14 protein-coding genes, 1 tRNA gene and 1 pseudogene are annotated in these 22,066 nt (G+C 63.1%); 8 read left to right on the top strand and 8 right to left on the bottom strand.

What is annotated here, in order from left to right; all coding sequences use genetic code 11:
* Nucleotides 1-184: 184 nt before the first annotated feature.
* The 3 genes from AC4EEV_RS19745 to AC4EEV_RS19735 are packed head-to-tail and all read right to left on the bottom strand — an operon-like array spanning nucleotide 185 to nucleotide 4,566.
* Nucleotides 185-814 (bottom strand): TetR/AcrR family transcriptional regulator, encoded by a 630-nt coding sequence (locus AC4EEV_RS19745; protein WP_491329775.1) that lies wholly within the window; start codon nucleotides 812-814, stop codon nucleotides 185-187.
* A 10-nt stretch (nucleotides 815-824) separates the two neighbouring features.
* Complete coding sequence (locus AC4EEV_RS19740; RefSeq protein WP_491329774.1) at nucleotides 825-3,272, bottom strand: glycoside hydrolase family 3 C-terminal domain-containing protein; 2,448 nt, start codon at nucleotides 3,270-3,272, stop codon at nucleotides 825-827.
* Between the two features lie 46 nt (nucleotides 3,273-3,318).
* Entirely contained in the window at nucleotides 3,319-4,566 is a 1,248-nt protein-coding gene (locus AC4EEV_RS19735) for an MFS transporter (protein ID WP_491329773.1), read from the bottom strand.
* Between the two features lie 333 nt (nucleotides 4,567-4,899).
* Here AC4EEV_RS19735 and AC4EEV_RS19730 point away from each other — a divergent pair, with 333 nt between their 5' ends.
* Nucleotides 4,900-5,658, top strand: coding sequence for a sulfite exporter TauE/SafE family protein (locus AC4EEV_RS19730; RefSeq protein WP_491329772.1), 759 nt, complete (start codon nucleotides 4,900-4,902; stop codon nucleotides 5,656-5,658).
* Nucleotides 5,659-5,800: 142 nt separating this feature from the next.
* Nucleotides 5,801-6,436 carry an IclR family transcriptional regulator domain-containing protein gene (locus AC4EEV_RS19725; RefSeq protein WP_491329771.1) on the top strand — a complete coding sequence of 212 codons (636 nt, stop codon included), beginning with the start codon at nucleotides 5,801-5,803 and terminating at the stop codon, nucleotides 6,434-6,436.
* A gap of 207 nt (nucleotides 6,437-6,643) precedes the next feature.
* Here the strand turns inward: AC4EEV_RS19725 and AC4EEV_RS19720 are convergent, their stop codons facing one another.
* Nucleotides 6,644-7,519 carry a LysR family transcriptional regulator gene (locus AC4EEV_RS19720; RefSeq protein WP_491329770.1) on the bottom strand — a complete coding sequence of 292 codons (876 nt, stop codon included), beginning with the start codon at nucleotides 7,517-7,519 and terminating at the stop codon, nucleotides 6,644-6,646.
* 224 nt (nucleotides 7,520-7,743) lie between these two features.
* Between AC4EEV_RS19720 and AC4EEV_RS19715 the strand changes: the two genes are divergently transcribed.
* From AC4EEV_RS19715 to AC4EEV_RS19695, 5 genes and pseudogenes are all read left to right on the top strand, one after another.
* Nucleotides 7,744-8,985 (top strand): MFS transporter, encoded by a 1,242-nt coding sequence (locus AC4EEV_RS19715; RefSeq protein ID WP_491329769.1) that lies wholly within the window; start codon nucleotides 7,744-7,746, stop codon nucleotides 8,983-8,985.
* 23 nt (nucleotides 8,986-9,008) lie between these two features.
* Entirely contained in the window at nucleotides 9,009-10,310 is a 1,302-nt protein-coding gene (locus AC4EEV_RS19710; protein WP_491329768.1) for an FAD-dependent oxidoreductase, read from the top strand.
* Nucleotides 10,311-10,384: 74 nt separating this feature from the next.
* Entirely contained in the window at nucleotides 10,385-11,359 is a 975-nt protein-coding gene (locus AC4EEV_RS19705) for an amidohydrolase family protein (protein WP_491329767.1), read from the top strand.
* A 41-nt stretch (nucleotides 11,360-11,400) separates the two neighbouring features.
* On the top strand, nucleotides 11,401-12,243 hold the full coding sequence (catA, locus tag AC4EEV_RS19700) for a catechol 1,2-dioxygenase (RefSeq protein ID WP_491329766.1): 843 nt from the start codon (nucleotides 11,401-11,403) through the stop codon (nucleotides 12,241-12,243).
* A gap of 133 nt (nucleotides 12,244-12,376) precedes the next feature.
* Nucleotides 12,377-13,060 (top strand): annotated as a pseudogene (locus AC4EEV_RS19695) (mandelate racemase/muconate lactonizing enzyme family protein); the annotation flags it as partial.
* 240 nt (nucleotides 13,061-13,300) lie between these two features.
* Here the strand turns inward: AC4EEV_RS19695 and AC4EEV_RS19690 are convergent.
* Nucleotides 13,301-13,382, bottom strand: a tRNA-Leu gene (locus tag AC4EEV_RS19690).
* A 203-nt stretch (nucleotides 13,383-13,585) separates the two neighbouring features.
* On the opposite strand from AC4EEV_RS19690, the gene AC4EEV_RS19685 reads away from it, so the two are divergent.
* Complete coding sequence (locus AC4EEV_RS19685; protein ID WP_009358190.1) at nucleotides 13,586-14,191, top strand: ANTAR domain-containing response regulator; 606 nt, start codon at nucleotides 13,586-13,588, stop codon at nucleotides 14,189-14,191.
* A 131-nt stretch (nucleotides 14,192-14,322) separates the two neighbouring features.
* On the opposite strand, the gene pyk is transcribed toward AC4EEV_RS19685, so the two are convergent.
* From pyk to gltB, 3 genes are all read right to left on the bottom strand, one after another.
* A complete protein-coding gene (gene pyk / locus AC4EEV_RS19680; protein ID WP_043423794.1) occupies nucleotides 14,323-15,813 on the bottom strand; it encodes a pyruvate kinase in 1,491 nt (496 codons plus the stop codon).
* Between the two features lie 64 nt (nucleotides 15,814-15,877).
* Complete coding sequence (locus AC4EEV_RS19675; RefSeq protein WP_491329765.1) at nucleotides 15,878-17,335, bottom strand: glutamate synthase subunit beta; 1,458 nt, start codon at nucleotides 17,333-17,335, stop codon at nucleotides 15,878-15,880.
* The gene (gene gltB / locus AC4EEV_RS19670) at nucleotides 17,328-21,941 is read right to left on the bottom strand and encodes a glutamate synthase large subunit (RefSeq protein ID WP_109863998.1); all 4,614 of its coding nucleotides are present in this window, start codon (nucleotides 21,939-21,941) and stop codon (nucleotides 17,328-17,330) included. The genes AC4EEV_RS19675 and gltB overlap by 8 nt, the downstream gene beginning before the upstream one ends.
* Nucleotides 21,942-22,066 lie beyond the last annotated feature (125 nt).

Here is a 22,066-nt window from a genome sequence, read left to right as displayed (position 1 = left end):
ACTTTGATAAGAGCTGTGCTGGTCTATCACTGGTCTACGTGCCCCTTAGTTCTCATCGTTCCAACTCGTCCTATGGCGAGTGCTGTTCGTAGTGCTTTAACGTGTTGCTCGACTTTCCCCGTAATTACGCTCCTACAAAGAGGAAGTTTTGCTTGCAGCCGAAGCTTCCTCTTTGTAGGGCTTTCTAGCTCCAGGTTGTCTTGATGCTCTGGATGAAGTTTCTGAACTGTGCCACCATTGAGAAACTTCCGGGGGCGCACAGCCATTGCTGCTGAATGCCATCCATGACGGCAATGGTGTTGTTCACAAGGAAGGTCACGGGGGCGTCTTGTTTGACGTCGCCCTGGATCTTGCCTTGTTCGAGGGCTTCGCTGAGCCACTGGCGCAGGCTGCTGTAATGATCCAGGAGCCACTGGTGTGCTGGGTGTCCGGGCTCGGTAGCCTCCGCCGATAGCCTGACAAAGAGCCCTACCCAGTCAGGACGTGTGGAGTTGCGGGCCACGAGCGAGACGAGGGCGTCGAAGGCCTCCCACCCAAGAGGAGCCTGTTCCCCACCGAAAAGAAAATCTGTGTCCTCTTTGGAACGGTGCTCAAGGACGGCCGTCAATAAAGCCGTTTTAGAAGGGAAGTGGTGGAGCAGTCCGGATTGAGAAAGTCCCGTTTTGGCGGCGACGTCGGCAATGGATGTTCCGCCGTAACCGCCGACGGCGAAAAGCTCGATCGCGGCATGGATGGCCTTGAGTCGCGCGGCTTCGCCGCTGCTTCGCCGTCGGGGGCGTTCCCGTTCGATCCGGTATCCCGCTGGATACGACATGCTTACTCCTTTAAGTCCCAGCCGTCACGGCTGTGTTCTGAACGAGAGACAGTTCAAGTCTGACATCGCCAAGGCCACGGGCGACCACGATCCGGCCTCCTGTGATTTCCTTCCATTGGCATGACGGAGTATGCCAAACCCGTTGCGCCCGGCTGTCGCAGCTGACCTCGATGGTGGCTTCCTCGCCCGGCTGGAGATGCGCCTGGCGCCAGCCGATGAGCCGAGGCGGAACGGTCGGATCATCCGGGAAACGATAAATTTGGACAGTTTCCGTTCCCGGGTACTCTCCGGTATTCCTGAGGGTCACCTCAACGGCAGTAACATTTTCCTCTTGGGTGGCAGTGATTTCCGCTTTTTTGTATTCCCACTCGGTGTACCCGAGTCCGTGGCCGAACCAGAACAGGGGCTTGTCCTTGGACCGGCTCCAGCCCCGATACCCGACGTCGGTGTCCTCCGTGTAGGACAGCTTGCCGTCGCGTGGCGTGACGGACCATGCCGGTCCTTGGCCATCCTGAGCCGGGAAGGTTGTCACCAGACGGCCGGCGGGCTCAATGTCCCCGGTCAGCGCGGCAGCGATGGCGTTGCCTGCTTCCTGTCCGGGCAGACCAGCAAACAGTACGGCGTCCACATCCGCGATCCACGGCATCAGCACGGGCGTGGCAGCGTTGACAACAACAACTGTGCGTTTTGCCACTGCGGCCACTGCGGCGACCAGGGCATCCTGGTCACCTGGGAGTGCGAGGGTGTTTTTGTCCTGCCCTTCCGTTTCTTGTTCCTGGGTATTGCCGACGACGACGATGGCCGTGTCCGCCCCTGCAGCGGCCGCGACGGCGTCGCGGATGGCTGCTGCACTGTTCTTCAATGCAGGCTCTACCACCAGCCCGATGAGGCGGTTTTCGTCTTCGGCGTCCGTGACGGCGGTTATGCGGGCACCCGGTTCGACTTCCAACGGTACGGCGTGGCTTTTTGGACGGAAAAAGCCGCCGCCGGGACCGTTGTGGAACGGCGTCCGTACCGATTCGCTGTGTCCAGGAGTAGAAATTGTCCAGTTGCCGGCCCCCCGGCTGCCAATCATCATCTTGGCACGCCGATCGATGGCCAAATCCGCGGAGAGCTCAATGGACGCTGCCCCTGCAGCCCAGCTTTCCGCGCTGATTTCCAACTCTGGAACGTCCAGGTGACGGGTCTTGAGCAGATTTCCTTCCTTATCAAACGTGCGTGCGCGTGCTCCCCGTGTTCCGCTTACCGGATCCCTAACAAGATCGGGATTCGCTGCCAACCATTGCGTTCGGGTCTGGACGCCGTCCACGACGGTCACGCGATCCTTGCCAAGGGCCTCGGTGATGCCCTTCGCGGCGCTGATAACGTATGGCGGCCTCACGATAGCCGATCCGCCACCTTGCGCGACTGTGTCAATGGCATGGCGACCGATGACCACAATGCGCTCGTCAGAATCTTTGCTGAGCGGGAGGGTTCTGTCACGATTGACCAGCACCGACATGCCGCCGGCGGCGAGCCGGCGGAGCTGCTCGCGGCGTGTTGGACTGTCGGGGCTAGGCACATTCCGCGCCCAAGTGCGGGTGCCAGTGAAGGCACCCACCCGGTGGGCGAGCCTCAGGAGCCTGCGAAGATGATCGTCTATTGTTTCCTCAGTAACGTCGCCGGCTACCACCGCCGCCACAAGGGACCGACTCCACGGGGTATCCGGGCCTGGCATGACGAGGTCAAGGCCTCCGTTAGCGCTCTCGACCGCCGTTTTGGTCGCGAGCCAATCGGACATCACCAACCCATCGAATCCCCACTCCTCCTTCAGGATCTTGTTCAGGAGCTGATCGTGTTCGGTGGCGGTGGTTCCGTTTATGCGGTTGTAGGAGGCCATGATCGTCCACGGTTGGGCATCCTCGACAATAATCTGGAAGGGCAGCAGATACAGTTCCCGGAGTGCAGAATCCGAAACCACGGAATCCACGGTTGTTCGTTCGGTTTCGGATTCATTAGCCAGGAAGTGTTTCGGCGTTGCGCCGATGCCACGCTTTTGAAGGGAGCGCACGTAAGCTGCCCCGAGATGGCCCGTGAGAACGGGATCCTCGCTGAAGCACTCAAAGAGGCGACCGCCCAGCGGAGTTCGATGGAGATTCACAGTTGGGCCAAGAACCACATGCGTCTGTTGGTCCTCGGCTTCATCGGCGAGAATCTCCCCCACCTCGTCCATGACGTCCACATTCCAGCTCTGGGCAATGAGGGTCGCGTTCGGCAACAGGCAGCTGACCCGTCCACCGACAACCAGTGGCCCTCGCACCCCTGTTGGCCCATCCGACATAACTATTTCCTCAAGCCCGATTGCGGGCTCACCCCAGAGGCTGAACATCCGGGCACCCGAGAGAAGCTTGACCTTTGAAGTCAGGTCCAGGGTTGCGATTGCATCTTCAATTGCCTTGTTGCTCGTGTTACTACTCATTCGTGGACTCCTGTCCTGTTTGTGCGCTTGTAGTAGACGCAGCCGCTTAGCGGACCTTCTTCACAGGGAGGATGGCCAGTGCGCCAAGTAGCGCGACGGCAGCCGCCACGGTAAGCAGGAGGTCATAACCGCCTCCACCGAGTCCGAGCAGCGCTGCCGAGATCGCCGGCGCAATGGTTTGGGGTCCTGCCATGGCGATGTTGAATACTCCCAGATCTTTGGCGGCGTCATCGGGGCTGGGAAGAACATCGACTACGAGGGCAAGGTCAACTGCGACGTAGACGCCGAAACCTATGCCAATGACAAGTTCGGCCCAGTAGAAACCGGATGCTGAGCCGGCTTGGCTGAGTATCCATGTGCCGAGGCCGAAGATGACGGCTGAGACCCAGATGAAGACCTTGCGGCGTCCAAGTCGGTCCGAAAGCCAGCCTGCGGCCTGGCCGGCGATCATGAGTGCCACGGTGTAGATGAGCACGCCGGTCGCCATAACGCTGACGGCATCGGCTTTCTCCAGCTGCAGGTCCTGCTGCAGGTAGAGGAGACGGAAAGTGACAAACATGAACATCGCCAGCACCACGAGGAAGCGGGAGATCCAGGCGAAGGCGAAGTCAGGGTGCTTGGCAGGGTTGACCCAGAAAGTCTTCAGAACGGTGCGCAACCCCCCTTCCGATGCTGGGCGACGGGACATTGGCTGGTCTGGCAGCACAAAGGCGAAGACAGCCACGAGCAGCAGTCCTACGACTCCCGGCACGAGAAAGAGAAGGAGCATGTTTTGGCCCAGGAAGCTCGCAGAATATGCTGCGCCCAGTCCGGCAGCTTGCTGGGCGATGCCGATCATCCCACTGACCTTGCCGCGCTGCCACTGCGGAATCTGGTCTGCCAGGGACGCGGTGTGCGCGGCAACCGCAGCGTTGCCAAGTGCCTGAGCGAAGAACCATCCAAGGCCCAGGACTACGACGTTCGGCGCGAGAGCGATAACCACCAGGCTCGCCAGCAACCCCAAAGAACCGAAGACGAGCCAAGGGCGCCGGCGCCCGAATCGGCCTACCGTACGGTCACTGAGCCGGCCAAACACCGGATCAAAAAAGAGTGCCGCGAAGGCCCCCATGGAAATGACCGAGCCAAGCGTTAGGGCCACGTCGCCAGGAGCCACCAAGGTCTGCACCTTGAGGGTCATTCCGGCCAGCGCCGGAGTGCTCAGAGCAAGCATGATTCCCAGTCGGGCGGCCACCATGGCGGCGATAACGCTGGCCTTGGCCTTTTCTTTGGGGACAGAGACAACAGGGGACGGCAACGTCGCTCCTGCAGCCGGATCAGACACAACCATGGGTCTCATCGCTTTCTATGTGTGGTGAGGGACCGGAGTACCAAGTCCCGACGTGATGGAAACCACAATATCACGAAACGGACCGTTCACTCGGTCTGTTGGGAAAGATTTTTGCCCATACTCACCCTCACTTAGCTGGAAGTTACTGCGCCGACCCGCCTGGCGGTATTTACAGACCGAGTACTCGGTCTGTATGCTTGGGGCCGTAAGCCGGCCATATGCGTCCCGAAATATGCTTGCCCGTCAAAGGCGGCCGGAGTGGCGTCCTCGAAAATTCAACGAGTGATAGGAGTCAATACGATGCTGATCAGCGTTGGAATACTTGGTTTGGTCATCGGCGGACTAACGGGACTACTGGGCGCAGGAGGCGGAATCCTAGCGGTCCCTGCACTGGTGTACCTGGTCGGGATTCCTCTTGGGACGGCTATCTCAACGTCACTGGTGATGGGCGCCGTCGGACCCGTGGCCGCCCTCCTTCCGCGTCTGCGCGCGGGCGTGCAATGGCAGACCGTGCTGGCGGTTAGTGCCGCCGGAATCCCTACCGCGTTCCTTGGCACACTCGCAGGGGCTTCTCTTCCAGAGAACGTCGTGCTGCTCGCCTTCGCGGTCCTTATGATCGCCGCAGGCACGCAGATGCTCAGGAGCCGTCCACGCGGCAAAGACATTGGCGTTCGCCCGAGGCTTTGGCTAGTACGTGGGCTGGCTGTGGGCGCGCTCGTAGGTTTCCTTACCGGATTGCTCGGAATCGGAGGCGGTTTCATCACCGTTCCGGCGCTCATGCTGATCCTCGGTCTCCCGATTGGACTGGCTATCGGAAGCTCGCTCGTCATCGCTATCATCAACTCTTTTGCCGGAATCCTTGCACACGCGGGAACCACGAGTCCTGACTGGGCAGTAGCAGTAGCATTCGTAGTGCCATCAATGGCGGCAGCGCTAGTATCGGCGCAACTATCCAAGCGGGTCAGCGGGCCTGTCCTGCAGAAATCATTCGCCGGCCTTGTGCTAGTGGTGGCGGCTATCACCATCACTCGGGTAATCCTTACTGCAACGACATCCTGACCGGAAGAGCATCAAGTTCCACCTGACCGGGGGCCGGAGCCGCTGCGGTTTTGCGGCCGCGATCTTCGCCTGCCAGCAGCCCAAGTCCCCACCCACAAGGGCGATTCTGAGCGGGACGTGGCCAACGAATCAGGAAATGCGCATGTCGGGAGGGCACACGCCGCGAACGCACCTGGACAATCGGCCCGACCCTGCTGCGATGTCCGCCGCCTTGGGCACCAATCACGAACTGTCTGAAATCGTTGACGAAGACCTCCTGTCCCTCAGCGAACAGACCGGTGAAACCATCACGCTCGCCCTCTATGACGCCTACCAAGAAAGGGCCTACATCGCCAGATCCCACATGTGCGCCCGGAATGTCCGGTACGTGCTGGATGAAGGATCGGAAACACCGCTTACAGCAGGAGCGGCAGGCAAGGCAATCCTCGCCTACCTACCGCAGACCACGAGCGCACCGATCACCCATGAAGCCAATGCCCGGGCAGAAGAGCTGGAAGACATCCGCACGCGGGGTTGGGCCACCACCGACAGCGAAAGAGTCCCCGACGCGCACGGAATAGCAGCCCCGTTTTTCATTAACGGCGCCGTCGGCGGATCAGTCACAGCCACGATTCCCAACCACCGCATCGCCGGAACGCCAGCTGAAGAGCTTATTACCGCCGTCGTCCAAGCAGCACACCGGTTTACCCGCCTGCTGTCCACGGACCCACACCCGCCAGCCCACGAACCCGAAGCAACAAACTCGTCGGAAACCCGAACTCGAACGGTCATCGCGTAATAACGGTCATCGCGTAATAAAGGGCGGCAACCGTCAGAGCCACCGGGACTCCTCCGGGAGACGCTGATGCCCAAATCCTCACTGTCCATAATTGGGGTCAATTGCGGTCATCCACTCTCTTCAGCACCGAGAGTGTTGACGTCGATACCTTTAGGAAAATACTGGCGAAGAAGGCCGTTGGCATTCTCGCTGGAACCGGCGCTCCCTCTATTGGAATGTTGCGAGAATGATGTCGGCAACTTTTTCGACGATTCCACGCGTGACGGGTTGGCGGACCAGCCATGTCTCAAGGGCCATGGCTGGGTCCACGAGTTGTTTCCAGTGCCAATCGGGCAGGAGGCGGTGTGCGCTTGCTTCGGTCAGCATTACGGCGACGGACGACGTGGAGTCCGCACACGCCCGGGCGTGCTCGTTGAACGTGGCGATTCGCCAGGCTGGGGCCCAACCCATCTCATGGGAGGTTGCCAACAGCCGGTCATGGCCGAGGGGGAATTGCTCCCTGGAATGAATCAGCACTGGTTGGTCATGAACGTCGGCCAGCCGGCAGCTTGTCTCGTCGCCAATCGCCGGAAGGCCCGGACGGCAGGCGAGCCCGAAGAACTCCTTCCGGACATGGCCGCCGACCAGGTCCTGGGAAGGCTCCTGATGAACCAAGCCAATATCAAGGCGCCCTTCCCGGACCATCCTTAACTGGCTTGTCGTGTCTCCGTCCGTCAACTCCAGCTCAGCCAAGGGAACCTGTGCACTTACCGTCGTCAGGAGCCGGTCCACCCACTCGAAAGGCAGGCCCGGCGCCAGCCCAACAGCAACAGGTTGCCTGACTGGCCCAGCTTGGCGCGCTACCTCTCTGGCAGACCCGGCCATCGCAAGCATGGTGAGCGCGTGTTTGTGCAGGGCCACGCCGGCGGGGGTGGGGAATGTGCCCTTCGGCAGCCGCTCGAAGAGGGGCGTTCCGCATTCGTGTTCCAGGAGGCGGATTTGTCTGGTCAGGGCCGGCTGGGATATGAGCAACTGTTCAGCGGCCCGGGAAATCGACTTCTGGTTGAACACGGCCACGAAGTAGCGCAGTTGCCGAAGTTCCATGCCGCTTCCTCTCCACTAAGTATCTGAGGTGGTGGACCCATAACTTCAGGGTATGCCCCCTCGTGGAAAAGAGTATTGGATACCTGCAATTCAGGGCTTCTATATTGTGATGTGCGACATAGAAGCGGCCCCTGGTTATGGGAACGACTCTAGACCGTCACAGCAGGGACCAGCTGCAGCAGCCCTTTCATCCTTCTGTTAATTGCCTCAAAGAAAGAAAGTCAATGACGACTTCGCTACCTGCGATCCGCCAGTCACCATACCGTTGGGTGATCCTGACATTGGCCTGGGCTGCTTTCACCATGACCTCGGTTGACCGCGCTACTTGGGGCCCCGCGGCGGGCTTTGTTGGCGAGGACCTGGGCGTTGCCGTGGCCGGCCTGGGCCTGTTCGCGACCACCTATTACATCGGCTACGTCGTTTCCAACCTCTTCGGTGGTTTCCTTGCCGACTGGCTGGGTGGCCGGCTCATAGTCGGACTAAGCATATTGCTCTCCGGTTCCTTCATGCTCGCCTTCGGCGAATCGACATCCAAAGACATGGGCCTTGTGTTCCAAGCCTGTATCGGGTTGTTCGCGGGCGCAGAATTCGGCGGAGGCGTCAGGCTCATCGCCAACTGGTTCCGGCCGGAAAAGCGCGGCACGGCAATGGGCATCTTTATGACGGCAACCTCCCTGGGCCTCGTCATCGCCAATGCCGTGGTCCCGTCCCTGATCCAGCAATCAAGCTGGCGGACTTCCTACCACCTGTTCGGATTCATCTCCCTCGGCCTCGGTATTCTCTGCTTGATCTTCCTGCGCGGCGGAAAACGACAAGCAGAACCCCAAGAGAAAACCCGGCCCCAGATCATGCCGCTCCTGCGCAACAGGAACCTCCTCATGCTCGGCCTGGCCGGTTTCGGCGCCCTCTGGGGCACCTACGGGTTCGTCACCTGGTCAAACCTCCTCATGACCAAAGGCATCGGCATCAGCCCAGTTCAGGCCGGCGTTGTCGTCGTGATCTTCGGCTCCGCCGCTATCTTTTCAAAGCCCCTCATCGGCTTCGTTTCCGATGCCATCAAGATGTCCCGACGTAACCTCACCATCATCATCCTGCTGGCATTCTCGGCCACCCTGGTCGCATTCAGCATGGCCACCAACAACGTGCAGTTCCTCTGGATCGCACCTTTGCTGGGCATCGCCGCCTACGTCTACAGCCCCATCATGCTCGCCATGATCCCCTCCCTTGCGGGAGAAAAACTCGCCGGATCCGCCGCCGGCGGCATCAACGCCTTCTGGCAGCTGGGCAGCACGATTGTCCCTACGGTCATCGGGATGATCTTCGGCGCCACATCCTCCTTCCAGCTAGCCTTCCTCGCCCTGGCGGCAGGACCCCTGCTCGCCGTCATTCCCATGCTGGCAATCCGCCCGGCAAACACCACCAGTGGCAAGAACGTTCCGGTGGCAGCCACCGAGCCGGCCCGGTAACACCTCTACACCTGAAGCAACACTTGAAAGGCAAGACTTTGGACAACCATTACGACGTCATTATCGCCGGCGGCGGCTCGGCAGGAGTGGCTGCAGCCATCGGCGCCAGTCGTACCGGCGCGCGCACGCTGCTCCTTGAGAAGGGGCCCTGCCTGGGAGGCGCCGCAACCCTCCGCAATGTGGTCACCTATGCCGGGATCTTCACCCAGGAAGACCAGCGGCAGGTCGTGTTCGGCGTGATGGAAGAGGTCTACGCGAGACTCCGCGGGCTGGGGGCTGTCAGCGAACCACGGAAATACAACGCGGTCACGGTCGTCTTCGAGCCAGAAGACGTGAAATTCGTCCTCGATGAGCTGTGCGCCGAGGCCGGTGTCGACGTTCGGCTTCACACCCTCATCGTGGGTGCCGAGACAGATGACAACGGATCGATCACCGCGGTGAACGTCGCAGACCACGAAGGACTGCACTACTTCACAGCCGCCGCGTTCGTCGACGCTACCGGAGATGCAGACCTCGCTCACCACAGCGGGGCGGAAGTGCGATATGGCCGGGACGGCAAAGTCCAAAACGGCACCCTCGGAGTCCGCTTCGGCGGCATACCCCTGGACGTCGATGCCGGACGCGCCGCACTGAAGAAAGCGGTCACTGCCAGCAAGGCGGCCGGCATGCCGAACCTCCTCGCCGAAACCGGACTCGTCGCCCGACTCCCGCTCTCCGGAGACATCATCACCTACCTGGTGGACGAGGGCTACGACGCCCGTAGCGCCACGGACACCAGCCGCGCAGAAGCCCACGCCCGCCTGCAGGCCCAGGCATACCTCCAAGCGCTCAAAACTGTGCCCGGCTGCGAGAACGCCTACATCGTCTCCACCGGACCCGAGCTCGGCACCCGGGAATCCCGACACGTCGTCGCACCCCTGCGCCTCACGGAAGAAGACATCCTCCTCCCGGAACCCCGCGAAGACGCCGTAGCCATTGGAGCCTGGCCAATGGAATACCACCCCGGCCCCGGAGTCCCCTCGATATGGAAATTCATCGCCGACCCGGGCTACTTCGGCATTCCCCTGGACTGCCTCAAGAGCGTAAACCGGACCAACCTCTTCGCCGCCGGCCGAGTCCTCGACGGAGACCAAGCAGCCGGGTCATCACTAAGGGTCATGGGCACAGCGTTCGCCACCGGCCACGCGGCCGGGATCGCCGCCGCCCACATCGCCTTGGACAGGCTCTGCGACACCTACACGGTGCAGGCAGAGCTCCAACGTCAGGATGCCCGACTCCCGCTCCCCGTCAGCTCGGCAGCTCACCTCGACGTGGCTGCCTACTAGCCCACTCCCAACCCTTTCTCGGTCTGGCCCTACGGCCACACCGCCCTTCACCTATGCCAAAGGAATGAACATTCATGGTTGCCAAGATCGCCCTTGAAGAGCACTTCGGTGCTACCGACCCCAACATCGTTGAGCAGTCCGCGGAGCACTTCACCGCCGACGCATGGCCCGCACGCCGGGACATGCTGCTCGACATCCACGAAGACCGGCTTCGCCTGATGGACAAGTGCGGAATCGAAAAGTCCGTGCTGTCGCTGCTGTCGCCCGGCATCCAGTCGCTGCACAATTCCGAGCAGGCCGTGGACTGGTCGAAGCGACTGAACGATTACGCCGCCAAACAGGTCTCAAACAATCCGGACCGATTCGCTTCCTTCGCAGCACTTCCGATGCAGGACCCCGACGCCGCCGTCGCGGAGCTGCGCCGCGCCGTGACTGACCTGGGCCTTGTCGGGGCCTTGGTGAATGGCTATTCGCAGATCGGTACCGAGGACACGGTGGTGTACCTGGACGACGCGCGGTACGCCGAGTTCTGGGCCACGGTCGAGGAACTCGATGTGCCCCTCTACCTTCACCCCCGTGACCCGCTGGCTTCACGCAGCCCGCAGTACGACGGACACCCGTGGCTGTACGGGTCCGCCTGGGCATTCTCCGTCGAAACCGGCACCCACGCGCTGCGGCTGATGGGCAGCGGACTGTTCGACAAGCATCCAGGAATCCAAATCATCCTCGGCCACCTGGGCGAACTGCTGCCCTTCAACATCTGGCGCACCGACCACAGGGTCGCCGTCGCTCCCCGCGGCATCTCCATCGAAAAGACCTTTGGACACTACCTGCGCAACAACTTCCACCTCACGACCAGCGGCAACTTCCGAACCCCTGCACTGCTGAACACCATCCAGGAGATCGGGGCAGACCGGCTGCTGTTCTCCTCCGACTACCCGTTTGAGCGCATGGATGAGGCTGCGACCTGGTTCGACAACCTCGAAATCAACGAAAACGATCTGACCAAGATCGCACGCACCAACGCTGCGAAGCTCCTGAAGCTCTAGCGAACTCAACCTTTAGCCAATCAAGTATTAGGAACAAAGACATGAGCGCACAAGCAACCGCTGCCGCCTCCGGCGCTAACGCAACACAGCGATTCCGTGAGAACAAGCAGACCAGCGCAGCCGCCAACCAAGAGCGTGTCGCCCTGCTCGCCGGCCGGCTGATTAAGTCCGCGAACGATATCGTGCTCGAGGAACGGGTCACGTACGAGGAGTACAACGCTCTCAAGGCCTGGTTGATCCAGGTCGGTGAGGACGGTGAATGGCCGTTGTTCCTGGACGTCTGGCTGGAGCACTCCGTCGAGGAGGTCGCAACCAGTCACCGCAAGGGCAACAAGGGATCCATCGAAGGGCCCTACTACGTCCCGAACTCGCCGGAACACCAAAGCCCGGCAACTATCGGCATGCGCCCTGAGGAGAAGGGCACCCCGCTGCTCTTCCAAGGACAGGTCCGCAGCACCGACGGCAGCCCCCTCCCGAAGGCGAGGATCGAGCTGTGGCACGCCGACGAGGACGGCTTCTACTCCCAGTTCGCACCGAACATCCCCGAGTGGAACCTGCGCGGCACGTTCATCGCCGATGAGGAGGGCAACTTCCAGATCAATACGATCCAGCCGGCCCCGTACCAGATCCCAACCGACGGGGCATGCGGTCACCTGATCAACGCTGCGGGTTGGCACGCCTGGCGCCCGGCCCACCTGCACCTGAAAGTCTCAGCTCCAGGGCACGAGCTTCTGACCGCGCAGCTCTACTTCCCGGGAGACCCGCACAACGAGGACGACATCGCCACCGCAACCAAGCCAGAGCTCATGCTCGACATCCAGCCTGGCCCCGATGGGCATGGAGTTCAGACCAGCTACAACTTCATCCTGGACCCCTCTTCCTAACCAGAAGCGAAGGTCCGAGCTGCCGTTGCGGGATCTGTCCCTGGATCCCGCAACGGAAGTTCCCGTCCCACGCCAGCATTCAGACCCCCTCTTGCGCTGCCACACCCTAGGCTGAGACCGGAAGGACCGCCCCGTGAAAATCGAGCGGATCGAAGCGATCCCGTATGCGATCCCTTACACGCACCCTTTGAAATTCGCCAGTGGCGAGGTCGCCACCGCCGACCACGTCCTCATCCGCGTCTACACGGACGACGGAGTCGTGGGAATCGCTGACGCTCCTCCCCGCCCCTACACCTACGGGGAGACCCAGGAATCCATCACGGCGATCATCGACAAGGTGTTCGCTCCACAGCTATTGGGCACCGAGGTTCTGGACCGGGAACGGATTCACGCGGTACTGGGGCGGACAGTTAACAACCACGTCGCCAAGGGAGCCATCGACATCGCCATATGGGACGCGATCGGCAAGACTCTCGGAACACCGGTCCACAAGCTCCTCGGCGGCTACACCGACCGCATGCGGGTCAGCCACATGCTCGGCTTCCGCCCGGCGGTAGAACTACTCGACGAGGCACAGCGCTTCGGCGAGACATACGGCATCACCACCTTCAAGCTCAAGGTAGGGCGCCGGCCGCTCGCACTCGACATTGAGGCGTGCCGCGTACTGCGCGAAGGGCTGGGGGAGGACGTCGAGATCTATCTCGACGCCAACCGTGGCTGGACCGCAAACGAGGCCCTGGAAGTTCTCCGCCGAACAGAGGGACTGGGCCTGACACTGCTGGAGGAACCGTGCGATGCCAAAGAACGATTTCGAAGGACTGGCCGTTGGCGTCCATCAACCTCTTTAGGGTTTCAGCCTCGGTGAGACTAGCGACTGTGAGGCCCTGTTGCTCGCGGCTCTTCGGGTCCCGCCACAGCACCATGTAGGACGATGAACCGTCCTTTTTGGTGCGTTTGCGAATGCTGGCCACACAAAAACGGTACGCCGCTGTCAACACTTTGGGCGTTTTTGTCAACACCCAAAGAAGAAACAGGCCCTTGACCTGCGTAAACACTGTGCCCGAGGTGGGACTCGAACCCACACACCTTTCGATACCGCATTTTGAGTGCGGCGCGTCTGCCAATTCCGCCACTCGGGCGCGGAATACATGGAGTGAAACACTACGCCCACAGCTGACTGTGAGCAACGCGATCGCTTCACGTACGCGGAATTACTCTACATGCAGATAGGCTGAATTCCAGAATCGCGCCGCCGTCGCCGCAAACAAACCCTGCAAGCCAAGTACAGCCGCGGTGGCACCTAAGATAGTGATGTCCCGCCGTACCTTTTCAAGGAGATCCCGTGACTGAACAGACGGAGTCCAAGCCCACGTCCCAGCCGGCGCGCCGCGTTATTGTGGCGGAGGATGAAACCCTCATCCGCCTCGACATCATCGAGATCCTGCGCGGCGAAGGCTATGACGTTGTGGGCGAGGCGGACAACGGTGAGAAGGCCGTCCAGCTCGCCGAGGAACTGAAGCCGGACCTGGTCCTCATGGACGTCAAGATGCCCGTCATGGACGGCATTTCAGCGGCCGAGAAGATCGTCAAGGCACGCATCGCCCCCGTGGTGCTGCTGACCGCCTTCAGCCAGAAGGAACTGGTGGAGCGTGCCCGCGACGCCGGCGCCATGGCCTACGTGGTGAAGCCGTTCACGCCCGCCGACCTCATCCCGGCCCTGGAGATCGCGCTTTCCCGCCACGAGGAAATCAAGGCCCTCGAGAGCGAGGTTTCCGACCTCCAGGAGCAGTTCGCCACCCGTAAGCTCGTGGAGCGCGCCAAGAGCCTGCTGACCACCAAGATGGGCCTGACCGAGCCGGAGGCCTTCCGCTGGATCCAGAAGACCTCCATGGACCGCCGCCTCAGCATGCGCGAGGTCGCCGAAACCATCATCAACCAGGTCAACTAGCGCTCCGGCCGGGGCCCAGAGAATTACGACGGCGGCCCGGGCCCCACGCGTAAAGTCCCCTAACGCGCACAGCACAAAGCAAAGGACCCCTGCCAACCGGCAGGGGTCCTTTGCTTTATCCGAAGACCAGGCTAGGCCTTCTTCTTCTTTTCCGGCCAGGGGCCGAGCTTTTCCTTGTTGCTGCTGACTTCACCGGCGCGGGTGGAGTCGGCCAGGTCGCCTACCTTGTGCACCTTCAGCGAGTTGGTGGAACCGGCCTTTCCGGGAGGCGAACCGGCGGCGATGACCACCAGGTCACCATCTTCCACCAGGCCCATTTCCTCGAGGCTGCGGTCCACCTGGGCGGTCATGGCGTCCGTGTGGTCCACCATCTGCACCAGTACCGGCTGGATGCCCCAGGTGAGCGCCATCTGGTTCCAGACCTGTTCCACCGGGGTGAACGCGAAGACCGGCTTGATGGGCCGCAGGCGGGACAGGCGGCGGGCGGAGTCGCCGGACTGGGTGAACGCACAGATGTACTTGGCGTCCAGCTGGTCGGCGATTTCGACGGCGGCACGGGTGATGGCGCCACCACGGGTCTTGGGCTTGGTCCCCAGCGGGGGGACGCGCTCCAGGCCGTGGACCTCGGTGGATTCGATGATCCGGGCCATGACCTTGACCGTTTCGATCGGGTACTTGCCCACACTGGTCTCACCGGAGAGCATGACGGCGTCGGCACCGTCGAGGACGGCGTTGGCGCAGTCGGAGGCCTCTGCACGGGTCGGGCGCGGGTTGTCGATCATGGACTCGAGCACCTGGGTGGCCACGATGACCGGCTTCGCCCAGCGCCGGGCGAGCTCGATGGCGCGCTTCTGCACGATCGGCACTTCCTCCAGGGGAAGCTCCACACCGAGGTCGCCGCGGGCCACCATGATCGCGTCGAACGCGTCGATGATCTCCGGCAGCTGCTCGACAGCCTGCGGCTTCTCGATCTTGGCGATGACCGGCACGCGGCGGCCTTCTTCGTCCATGATCTCGTGCACGCGGGTGATGTCGGACGCATCCCGGACGAAGGACAGGGCCACCAGGTCCACGCCCCGGCGCATTGCCCAGCGGAGGTCGTCCTCATCTTTTTCGCTCAGCGCGGGAACGTTGACTGCCACGCCGGGCAGGTTGATTCCCTTGTTGTTGGACACCATGCCGCCGACGGTCACCTCGGCAACCACCTTGACGTCGTCGACCTCAATGGCGCGAAGGGCCACCTTGCCGTCGTCGATCAGCAGTGCGTCTCCCACCTTGACGTCCTCGGTGAGGCTCTTCAGGGTGGTGGAGCAGATCTCCTGGGTGCCGGGGACGTCCTCGGTGGTGATGGTGAAGATGTCACCAACCGCGAGTGCGTGCGGGCCATCCACGAAACGGCCCAGGCGGATCTTGGGGCCCTGCAGGTCGGCCATGATGGCCACGGCCTTGCCCAGGTCCGCTGCCGCCTTGCGGACGTTTTCGTAGGTGTTGTCGTGCACGGTGTAATCGCCGTGACTCATGTTCATGCGGGCGACGTCAACGCCGGCCTCCAGCACAGCCAGGGTGTTCTCGTAGCTGGCAATTGCCGGGCCAAACGTAGCCACAATTTTTGCGCGTCTCATATACCTACCCTATTGGTCTCTTGCATTGGTTAAGTTGTCGGCGAGGTGAACCCTCGATGCACCCCTAGAGGACGGCGATGGCGCGGTCCGTCGGCGCGACGGGAGCGGGAAGGATAGTGCTTCCCATCAGGTACTTGTCCACGGCTGCTGCGGCGGCGCGGCCCTCGGCGATGGCCCACACGATCAGGGACTGCCCGCGGCCGGCGTCACCGGCAACGAAGACACCGTCGGTGTTGGTCATATAGTAGCCGTCGCGGGCCACGTTGCCGCGTCCGTCGAAGTCCGCGTGCACCTGTTCGGTGAGGCCGGCCGGTTCGGCTCCGGTGAACCCCAGGGACAGGAACACCAGGTCTGCGGGGATGACCCGCTCGGTGCCCGCCTTGGGGAGTCGCTTGCCGTCGACGAATTCGGTTTCGGCCACCTTGACGCCGGTGAGCTTGCCGTTCTCGCCAACGAATTCCACGGTGGACGCGAGGTAGGTGCGTTCGCCGCCTTCCTCGTGGGCGCTGGCCACTTCGAAGAGGTTGGGGAACGTGGGCCACGGCTGGTGGCTGGCACGTTCGGCCGGCGGCTGCTTGCCGATCGCCAGCGTAGTGACGGACGCTGCGCCGTGCCGGTGGGCGGTGCCGAGGCAGTCGGCCCCGGTGTCACCGCCGCCGAGGATCACCACGTGCTTGCCGTTGGCGTGGATCTGGTTTTCGATGGCTTCCCCGGCCACCACGCGGTTGGCGGGTACCAGGTAGTCCATGGCGAAGTGCACGCCTTCCAGGTCCCGGCCCGGGATGGGCAGGTCCCGCGGGACGGTGGCGCCGGTGCACACCACGACGGCGTCGTAGCGCCTGCGCAGCTGCTCCCACGTCACGTCGGTCCCCACGGCCACGCCGGTCCGGAAGCGGGTGCCTTCGGCCTTCATCTGCTCGACGCGGCGGTCCACCTGCTCTTTTTCCATCTTGAAGTCGGGGATGCCGTAGCGCAGCAGGCCGCCGATCTTGTCGTCCCGTTCGTAGACAGCGACGGTGTGGCCCACGCGGGTCAGCTGCTGGGCGACGGCCAGGCCCGCCGGCCCGGAACCCACCACGGCGACGGTCTTGCCGGTCAGGCGCGTCGGCGGCAGCGGGTTGACCCAGCCGTTCTCGAACGCCTCGTCGATGATGGAAACTTCGACCTGCTTGATGGTGACGGCGGGCTGGTTGATCCCCAGCACGCAGGAGGCTTCGCAGGGGGCGGGGCACAGCCGGCCGGTGAACTCGGGGAAGTTGTTGGTGGCGTGCAGCCGCTCAATCGCTTCCTCGCCCTTGTCCCGCCACATGAGGTCGTTCCACTCCGGAATGAGGTTCCCCAGGGGGCAGCCCTGGTGGCAGAACGGAACGCCGCAGTCCATGCAGCGGCCGGCCTGCGCCTTCAGGACGCCTTTCTCCTGCGCTTCGTAGACTTCCTTCCAGTCCATGATGCGCACGGGAACGGGACGGCGCGGCTGGGTTTCACGCTGGCGTACTTTCAGAAATCCGCGTGGATCAGCCACCGGTCACCTCCAGGATTCGAGACCATACTTCTTCGCCGTCGGGGTCAAGGCCCTCTTCGATGGCGTCAAGACGGGTTTGCAGCACGGCCGCGTAGTCGCGCGGCAGCACCTTGGTAATGCGGGCAGCGGTGTCGTCAAAGTTTTCGAGGAGCCGCGCCGCCAGCTGGGATTCGGTTTCTTCGATGTGCTTCACCAGCAGTCCATGGACAATGTCGCGGTCCTCGGCGTCGAGCTCGCGCAGCTGCAGCTCGCCGGACTCGAGGGCCTGCTTGTTGACACGGGTGGTCCGCAGGTCCAGCACGTAGGCGGTGCCGCCGGACATGCCGGCGCCGAAGTTGCGCCCGGTGCGTCCCAGGATCAGCGTCTGGCCGCCGGTCATGTACTCGCAGCCGTGGTCCCCGATGCCTTCGACGACGGCCGTGGCACCTGAGTTGCGGACCAGGAAGCGTTCGCCCACCTGGCCGCGCAGGAACATCTCGCCGCTGGTGGCGCCGTAGCCGATGACGTTGCCGGCGATGACGTTGGTCTCTGCCTTGAAGACGTTGGTACGGTCCGGCCGGACGATGATCCGGCCACCGGACAGCCCCTTGCCCACGTAGTCGTTCGAGTCGCCGAACAGCCGCAGGGTGATGCCCGCCGGCAGGAAGGCGCCGAGCGACTGGCCGGCAGTGCCGTTCAGCGTGATGTCGATCGTGTCCGTGGCCAGCACGTCGGTGCCGTAGGTCTTGGTGACGACGTGGCCCAGCATGGTGCCCACGGAACGGTCGGTATTGATGACGTCCACGTTGATCTTCACGGGGCTGCGGTCCGTCAGCGCCTCGGTGGCCATGGTGATCAGCCGCTGGTCAAAGTGCTTGTCCAGCTCGTGGTTCTGGCCGGTCATGTTCCGCAGCGGCGCGTCGTCGTCGAACTCCAGGCCGTGCAGGATCGGGTCCAGGTCCAGGCCGTCGGCCTTCCAGTGGTTGACCGCGTCGCGGGCATCCAGGACTTCCGCGTGGCCAATGGCCTCTTCGAGGCTTCGGAAGCCAAGCTCGGCAAGGATTTCACGGACTTCCTCAGCCAGGAACTCGAAGAAGTTGACCACGAACTCCGGCTTGCCGCTGAAGCGGGCACGAAGCTCAGGGTTCTGGGTGGCAACGCCCACCGGGCAGGTGTCCAGGTGGCAGACGCGCATCATGATGCAGCCTTCCACCACGAGCGGGGCGGTGGCGAAGCCGAATTCCTCGCCGCCCAGCAGGGCGGCAATGACGACGTCACGGCCGGTCTTGAGCTGGCCGTCGACCTGGACCACCACGCGGTCGCGCAGGCCGTTGAGCATCAGCGTCTGCTGGGTCTCGGCCAGGCCAAGTTCCCAGGGGACACCGGCGTGCTTGAGCGAGTTCAGCGGCGAGGCGCCGGTTCCGCCGTCGTGCCCGGAAACCAGGACGACGTCGGCCTTGGCCTTGGTCACGCCGGAGGCCACGGTGCCGATCCCCACTTCGGACACGAGCTTCACGTGCACCCGTGCGGACGGGTTGGCGCGCTTGGCATCGTAGATCAGCTGCGCCAGGTCCTCGATCGAGTAGATGTCGTGGTGCGGGGGCGGGGAAATGAGTCCGACGCCGGGAGTCGAGTGGCGGGTCCGGGCCACCCACGGGTAGACCTTCTGCGCCATCAACTGGCCGCCTTCGCCGGGCTTGGCGCCCTGGGCCATCTTGATCTGGATGTCGTCGGCGTTGGTCAGGTAGAGGCTGGTGACGCCGAAACGGCCGGAGGCGATCTGCTTGACCGCGGAGCGCCGCTTGGGGTCCAGCAGGCGGTCCACGTCCTCGCCGCCTTCACCAGTGTTGGACTTGCCGCCCAGCTGGTTCATGGCGATGGCCAGCGTCTCGTGGGCTTCCTGGGAGATGGAGCCGTAGCTCATGGCTCCGGTGGAGAACCGCTTGACGATGCTGGAGACCGGTTCCACTTCTTCGAGCGGAACGGAGGGGCGCTCGTTCTTGAACTTGAGCAGCCCGCGCAGGGTCATCAGGTTGGTGGACTGGTCGTCCACGCCCTTGGTGTAGGCCTTGAAGATGTCGTACCGGCGCTCACGCGTGGCGTGCTGCAGCCGGAAGACGGTCTCCGGGTTGAACAGGTGCGGTTCGCCGTCGCGGCGCCACTGGTACTCGCCACCGCCCAGCAGGGGCCGGTGCGGCTGTTCGATGCCGCCTTCCGGGTATGCCATCTGGTGGCGTGCGGAAACTTCGGCAGCGATAACGTCCAGGCCAACGCCGCCGAGCTGGGAGTGCGTGCCGGCGAAGAATTCGTCCACCAGTTCCTGGCCCAGGCCCAGTGCCTCGAACGTCTGGGCGCCGGTGTAGGACGCAACAGTGGAGATGCCCATCTTGGACATGATCTTCAGGACGCCCTTGCCGAGGCCCTTGATCAGGTTGTAAACGCCGTCCTGCGGGGTAACCCCGGTGACGTCGCCTGCGGCAATGAGCTGTTCCACGGATTCCATGGCCAGGTAGGGGTTGACGGCGGACGCGCCGTAGCCGATCAGGACGGCCACGTGGTGCGTCTCGCGGACGTCGCCGGCCTCCACCACCAGGGCGGTCTTGGTGCGGTTGGCGCTGCGCAGCAGGTGGTGGTGCACGGCGCTGACCAGCAGCAGGGACGGGATCGGGGCCCACTGGGCGTTCGAGTCACGGTCGGAGAGCACGATGTACTGGACTCCGCGGTTGATGGCGCCGGAAACCTGCTCGCAGATCTCGGTCAGCCGGGCGCGCAGTGCGTTCTCGCCACCCTCCGGGCGGTACAGGCCGCGGACCTTCATGGCCACGCGGTTGCCGTCGGCGTCCTCGATGTTGGCGATCTTGGCGAGCTGGTCGTTGTTGATCACCGGGAACGGCAGCTGGACCTGCGGCTGGCGCACCTGCTTGGTGTCCAGCAGGTTGCCGTTGGGGCCGATTGCGCACGTCAGGGAGGTGACCAGTTCCTCGCGGATGGCGTCCAGCGGCGGGTTGGTCACCTGCGCGAAGGACTGCACGAAGTAGTCAAAGAGCAGGCGGGGGCGCTTGGACAGGACCGCCACCGGGGTGTCGGAGCCCATGGCGCCGAGGGGCTCGGCGCCGGTGCGGGCCATCGGGCCCAGCAGGATCTTCAGTTCCTCGGTGGTGTACCCGAAGGTGCGCTGGCGGATGTTCACCGACGCGGCGGTGTGGACCACGTGCTCGCGCTCGGGCAGGTCGTTGAGGTCGATCAGGTTGTCCTTGACCCACTCGGCCCACGGGTTGGCCGCGGCGACTTCGGCCTTGACCTCTTCGTCGTCGATGATGCGGCCGGCCTCGGTGTCCACCAGGAACATCTTGCCCGGGGAGACGCGGCCCTTCTTGACCACCTTGGAGGGCTCGACGTCGATCACGCCCACCTCGGAGGCGAAGACGATCAGGCCGTCTTCGGTGATCCAGAACCGGCCGGGGCGCAGGCCGTTGCGGTCAAGGGTGGCACCCACCAGGTTGCCGTCGGTGAAGGAGACGGCGGCAGGGCCGTCCCACGGTTCCATCAGCAGTGAGTGGTACTCGTAGAACGCGCGCCGTGCCGGATCCATGGTGGCGTGGTTTTCCCACGCCTCGGGGATCATCATCATGATCGAGTGCGTGATGGGGCGGCCGGAGAGCCAGAGCAGCTCGGCGACCTCGTCGAAGGACGCCGAGTCGGATGCACCCGGGGTGCAGATGGGGTACAGCTCTTCGGGAGAGTCGCCCAGCAGAGGGTTGGCCAACTGTGACTGGCGGGCACGCATCCAGTTCCGGTTGCCCTTGACGGTGTTGATCTCACCATTGTGGGCGATGGTCCGGAACGGCTGCGCCAGGGGCCAGGACGGAAAGGTGTTGGTGGAGAAGCGTGAGTGGACGATTGCCAGCTTGGTCTTGAACCGCTTGTCCGAGAGGTCCGGGTAGAACGGCTCCAGCTGCGCGGTGGTCAGCATGCCCTTGTAGACGATGGTCCGGGAGGACAGCGAGGGGAAGTAAACGCCGAACTTGTTCTGGGCGCGCTTGCGGATCCGCCAGGCGCGGGAGTCCAGTTCGTTGCGGTCCAGTTCCTCACCATTGGCCGAGGCCAGGAAGGGCTGGGAGAAGTAGGGCATGCAGGCGCGGGCCATGGCGCCCACGAGGTCGGCGACAACAGGTACCTCACGCCAGCCGAGGACCTTCAGGCCTTCGTCGGCGGCGAGGCCCTCGATGCCGGCCTTGGCTGCGTTGGCCTCACGCTGCTCGGCAGGCAGGAATGCCGTGCCCGCCACGTACTGGCCGGGGGCAGGCAACTCGAACTCGGTCACCGCCCGGAAGAACTCGTCGGGGATCTGCATGAGCAGGCCCGCGCCGTCGCCCGTGCCCTCGTCGGCACCCACGGCACCGCGGTGTTCAAGGTTGCGCAGGGCCGTCAGGGCGGCATCGACGATGTCATATCCGGGCTCGCCGCGCAGGGTCGCGATGATGGCGAGGCCGCACGCGTCCTTTTCCTGCTCCGGGTTGTAGAGCCCGGCAGCTTCCGGCATGGCGGCGAAGCGCTTGAACGGCGACAGTGCAGTCTCAGGCTGGTCCGGTTCGGACCAGCTGGGAGTGTTAAGAGTTTGGGTCATGGGAGACGTCCTTCCTCCTGATCGTGCGTATGGAAGGGACACCGTTGGCCCCACTCGTCGGCGCCGTTGCAAGGGCACAACAAAGTGTTGATTACTGGAAATTGTAGGTCAGCGCAGCCTGCTGA

Source organism: Pseudarthrobacter sp. MOO14 (genome assembly GCF_058267675.1).
The sequence above is the reverse complement of the archived record's forward strand: the minus strand, read 5'-3'. Positions and strand labels throughout refer to the sequence as shown.

What these genes read in the sequence shown, in the direction of transcription:
- AC4EEV_RS19745 (WP_491329775.1), bottom strand. Translation starts at nt 814, where the DNA reads ATGTCGTATCCAGCGGGATACCGGATCGAACGGGAACGCCCCCGACGG.
- AC4EEV_RS19740 (WP_491329774.1), bottom strand. Translation starts at nt 3,272, where the DNA reads ATGAGTAGTAACACGAGCAACAAGGCAATTGAAGATGCAATCGCAACC.
- AC4EEV_RS19730 (WP_491329772.1), top strand. Translation starts at nt 4,900, where the DNA reads ATGCTGATCAGCGTTGGAATACTTGGTTTGGTCATCGGCGGACTAACG.
- AC4EEV_RS19725 (WP_491329771.1), top strand. Translation starts at nt 5,801, where the DNA reads ATGTCGGGAGGGCACACGCCGCGAACGCACCTGGACAATCGGCCCGAC.
- AC4EEV_RS19720 (WP_491329770.1), bottom strand. Translation starts at nt 7,519, where the DNA reads ATGGAACTTCGGCAACTGCGCTACTTCGTGGCCGTGTTCAACCAGAAG.
- AC4EEV_RS19715 (WP_491329769.1), top strand. Translation starts at nt 7,744, where the DNA reads ATGACGACTTCGCTACCTGCGATCCGCCAGTCACCATACCGTTGGGTG.
- AC4EEV_RS19705 (WP_491329767.1), top strand. Translation starts at nt 10,385, where the DNA reads ATGGTTGCCAAGATCGCCCTTGAAGAGCACTTCGGTGCTACCGACCCC.
- catA (WP_491329766.1), top strand. Translation starts at nt 11,401, where the DNA reads ATGAGCGCACAAGCAACCGCTGCCGCCTCCGGCGCTAACGCAACACAG.
- pyk (WP_043423794.1), bottom strand. Translation starts at nt 15,813, where the DNA reads ATGAGACGCGCAAAAATTGTGGCTACGTTTGGCCCGGCAATTGCCAGC.
- gltB (WP_109863998.1), bottom strand. Translation starts at nt 21,941, where the DNA reads ATGACCCAAACTCTTAACACTCCCAGCTGGTCCGAACCGGACCAGCCT.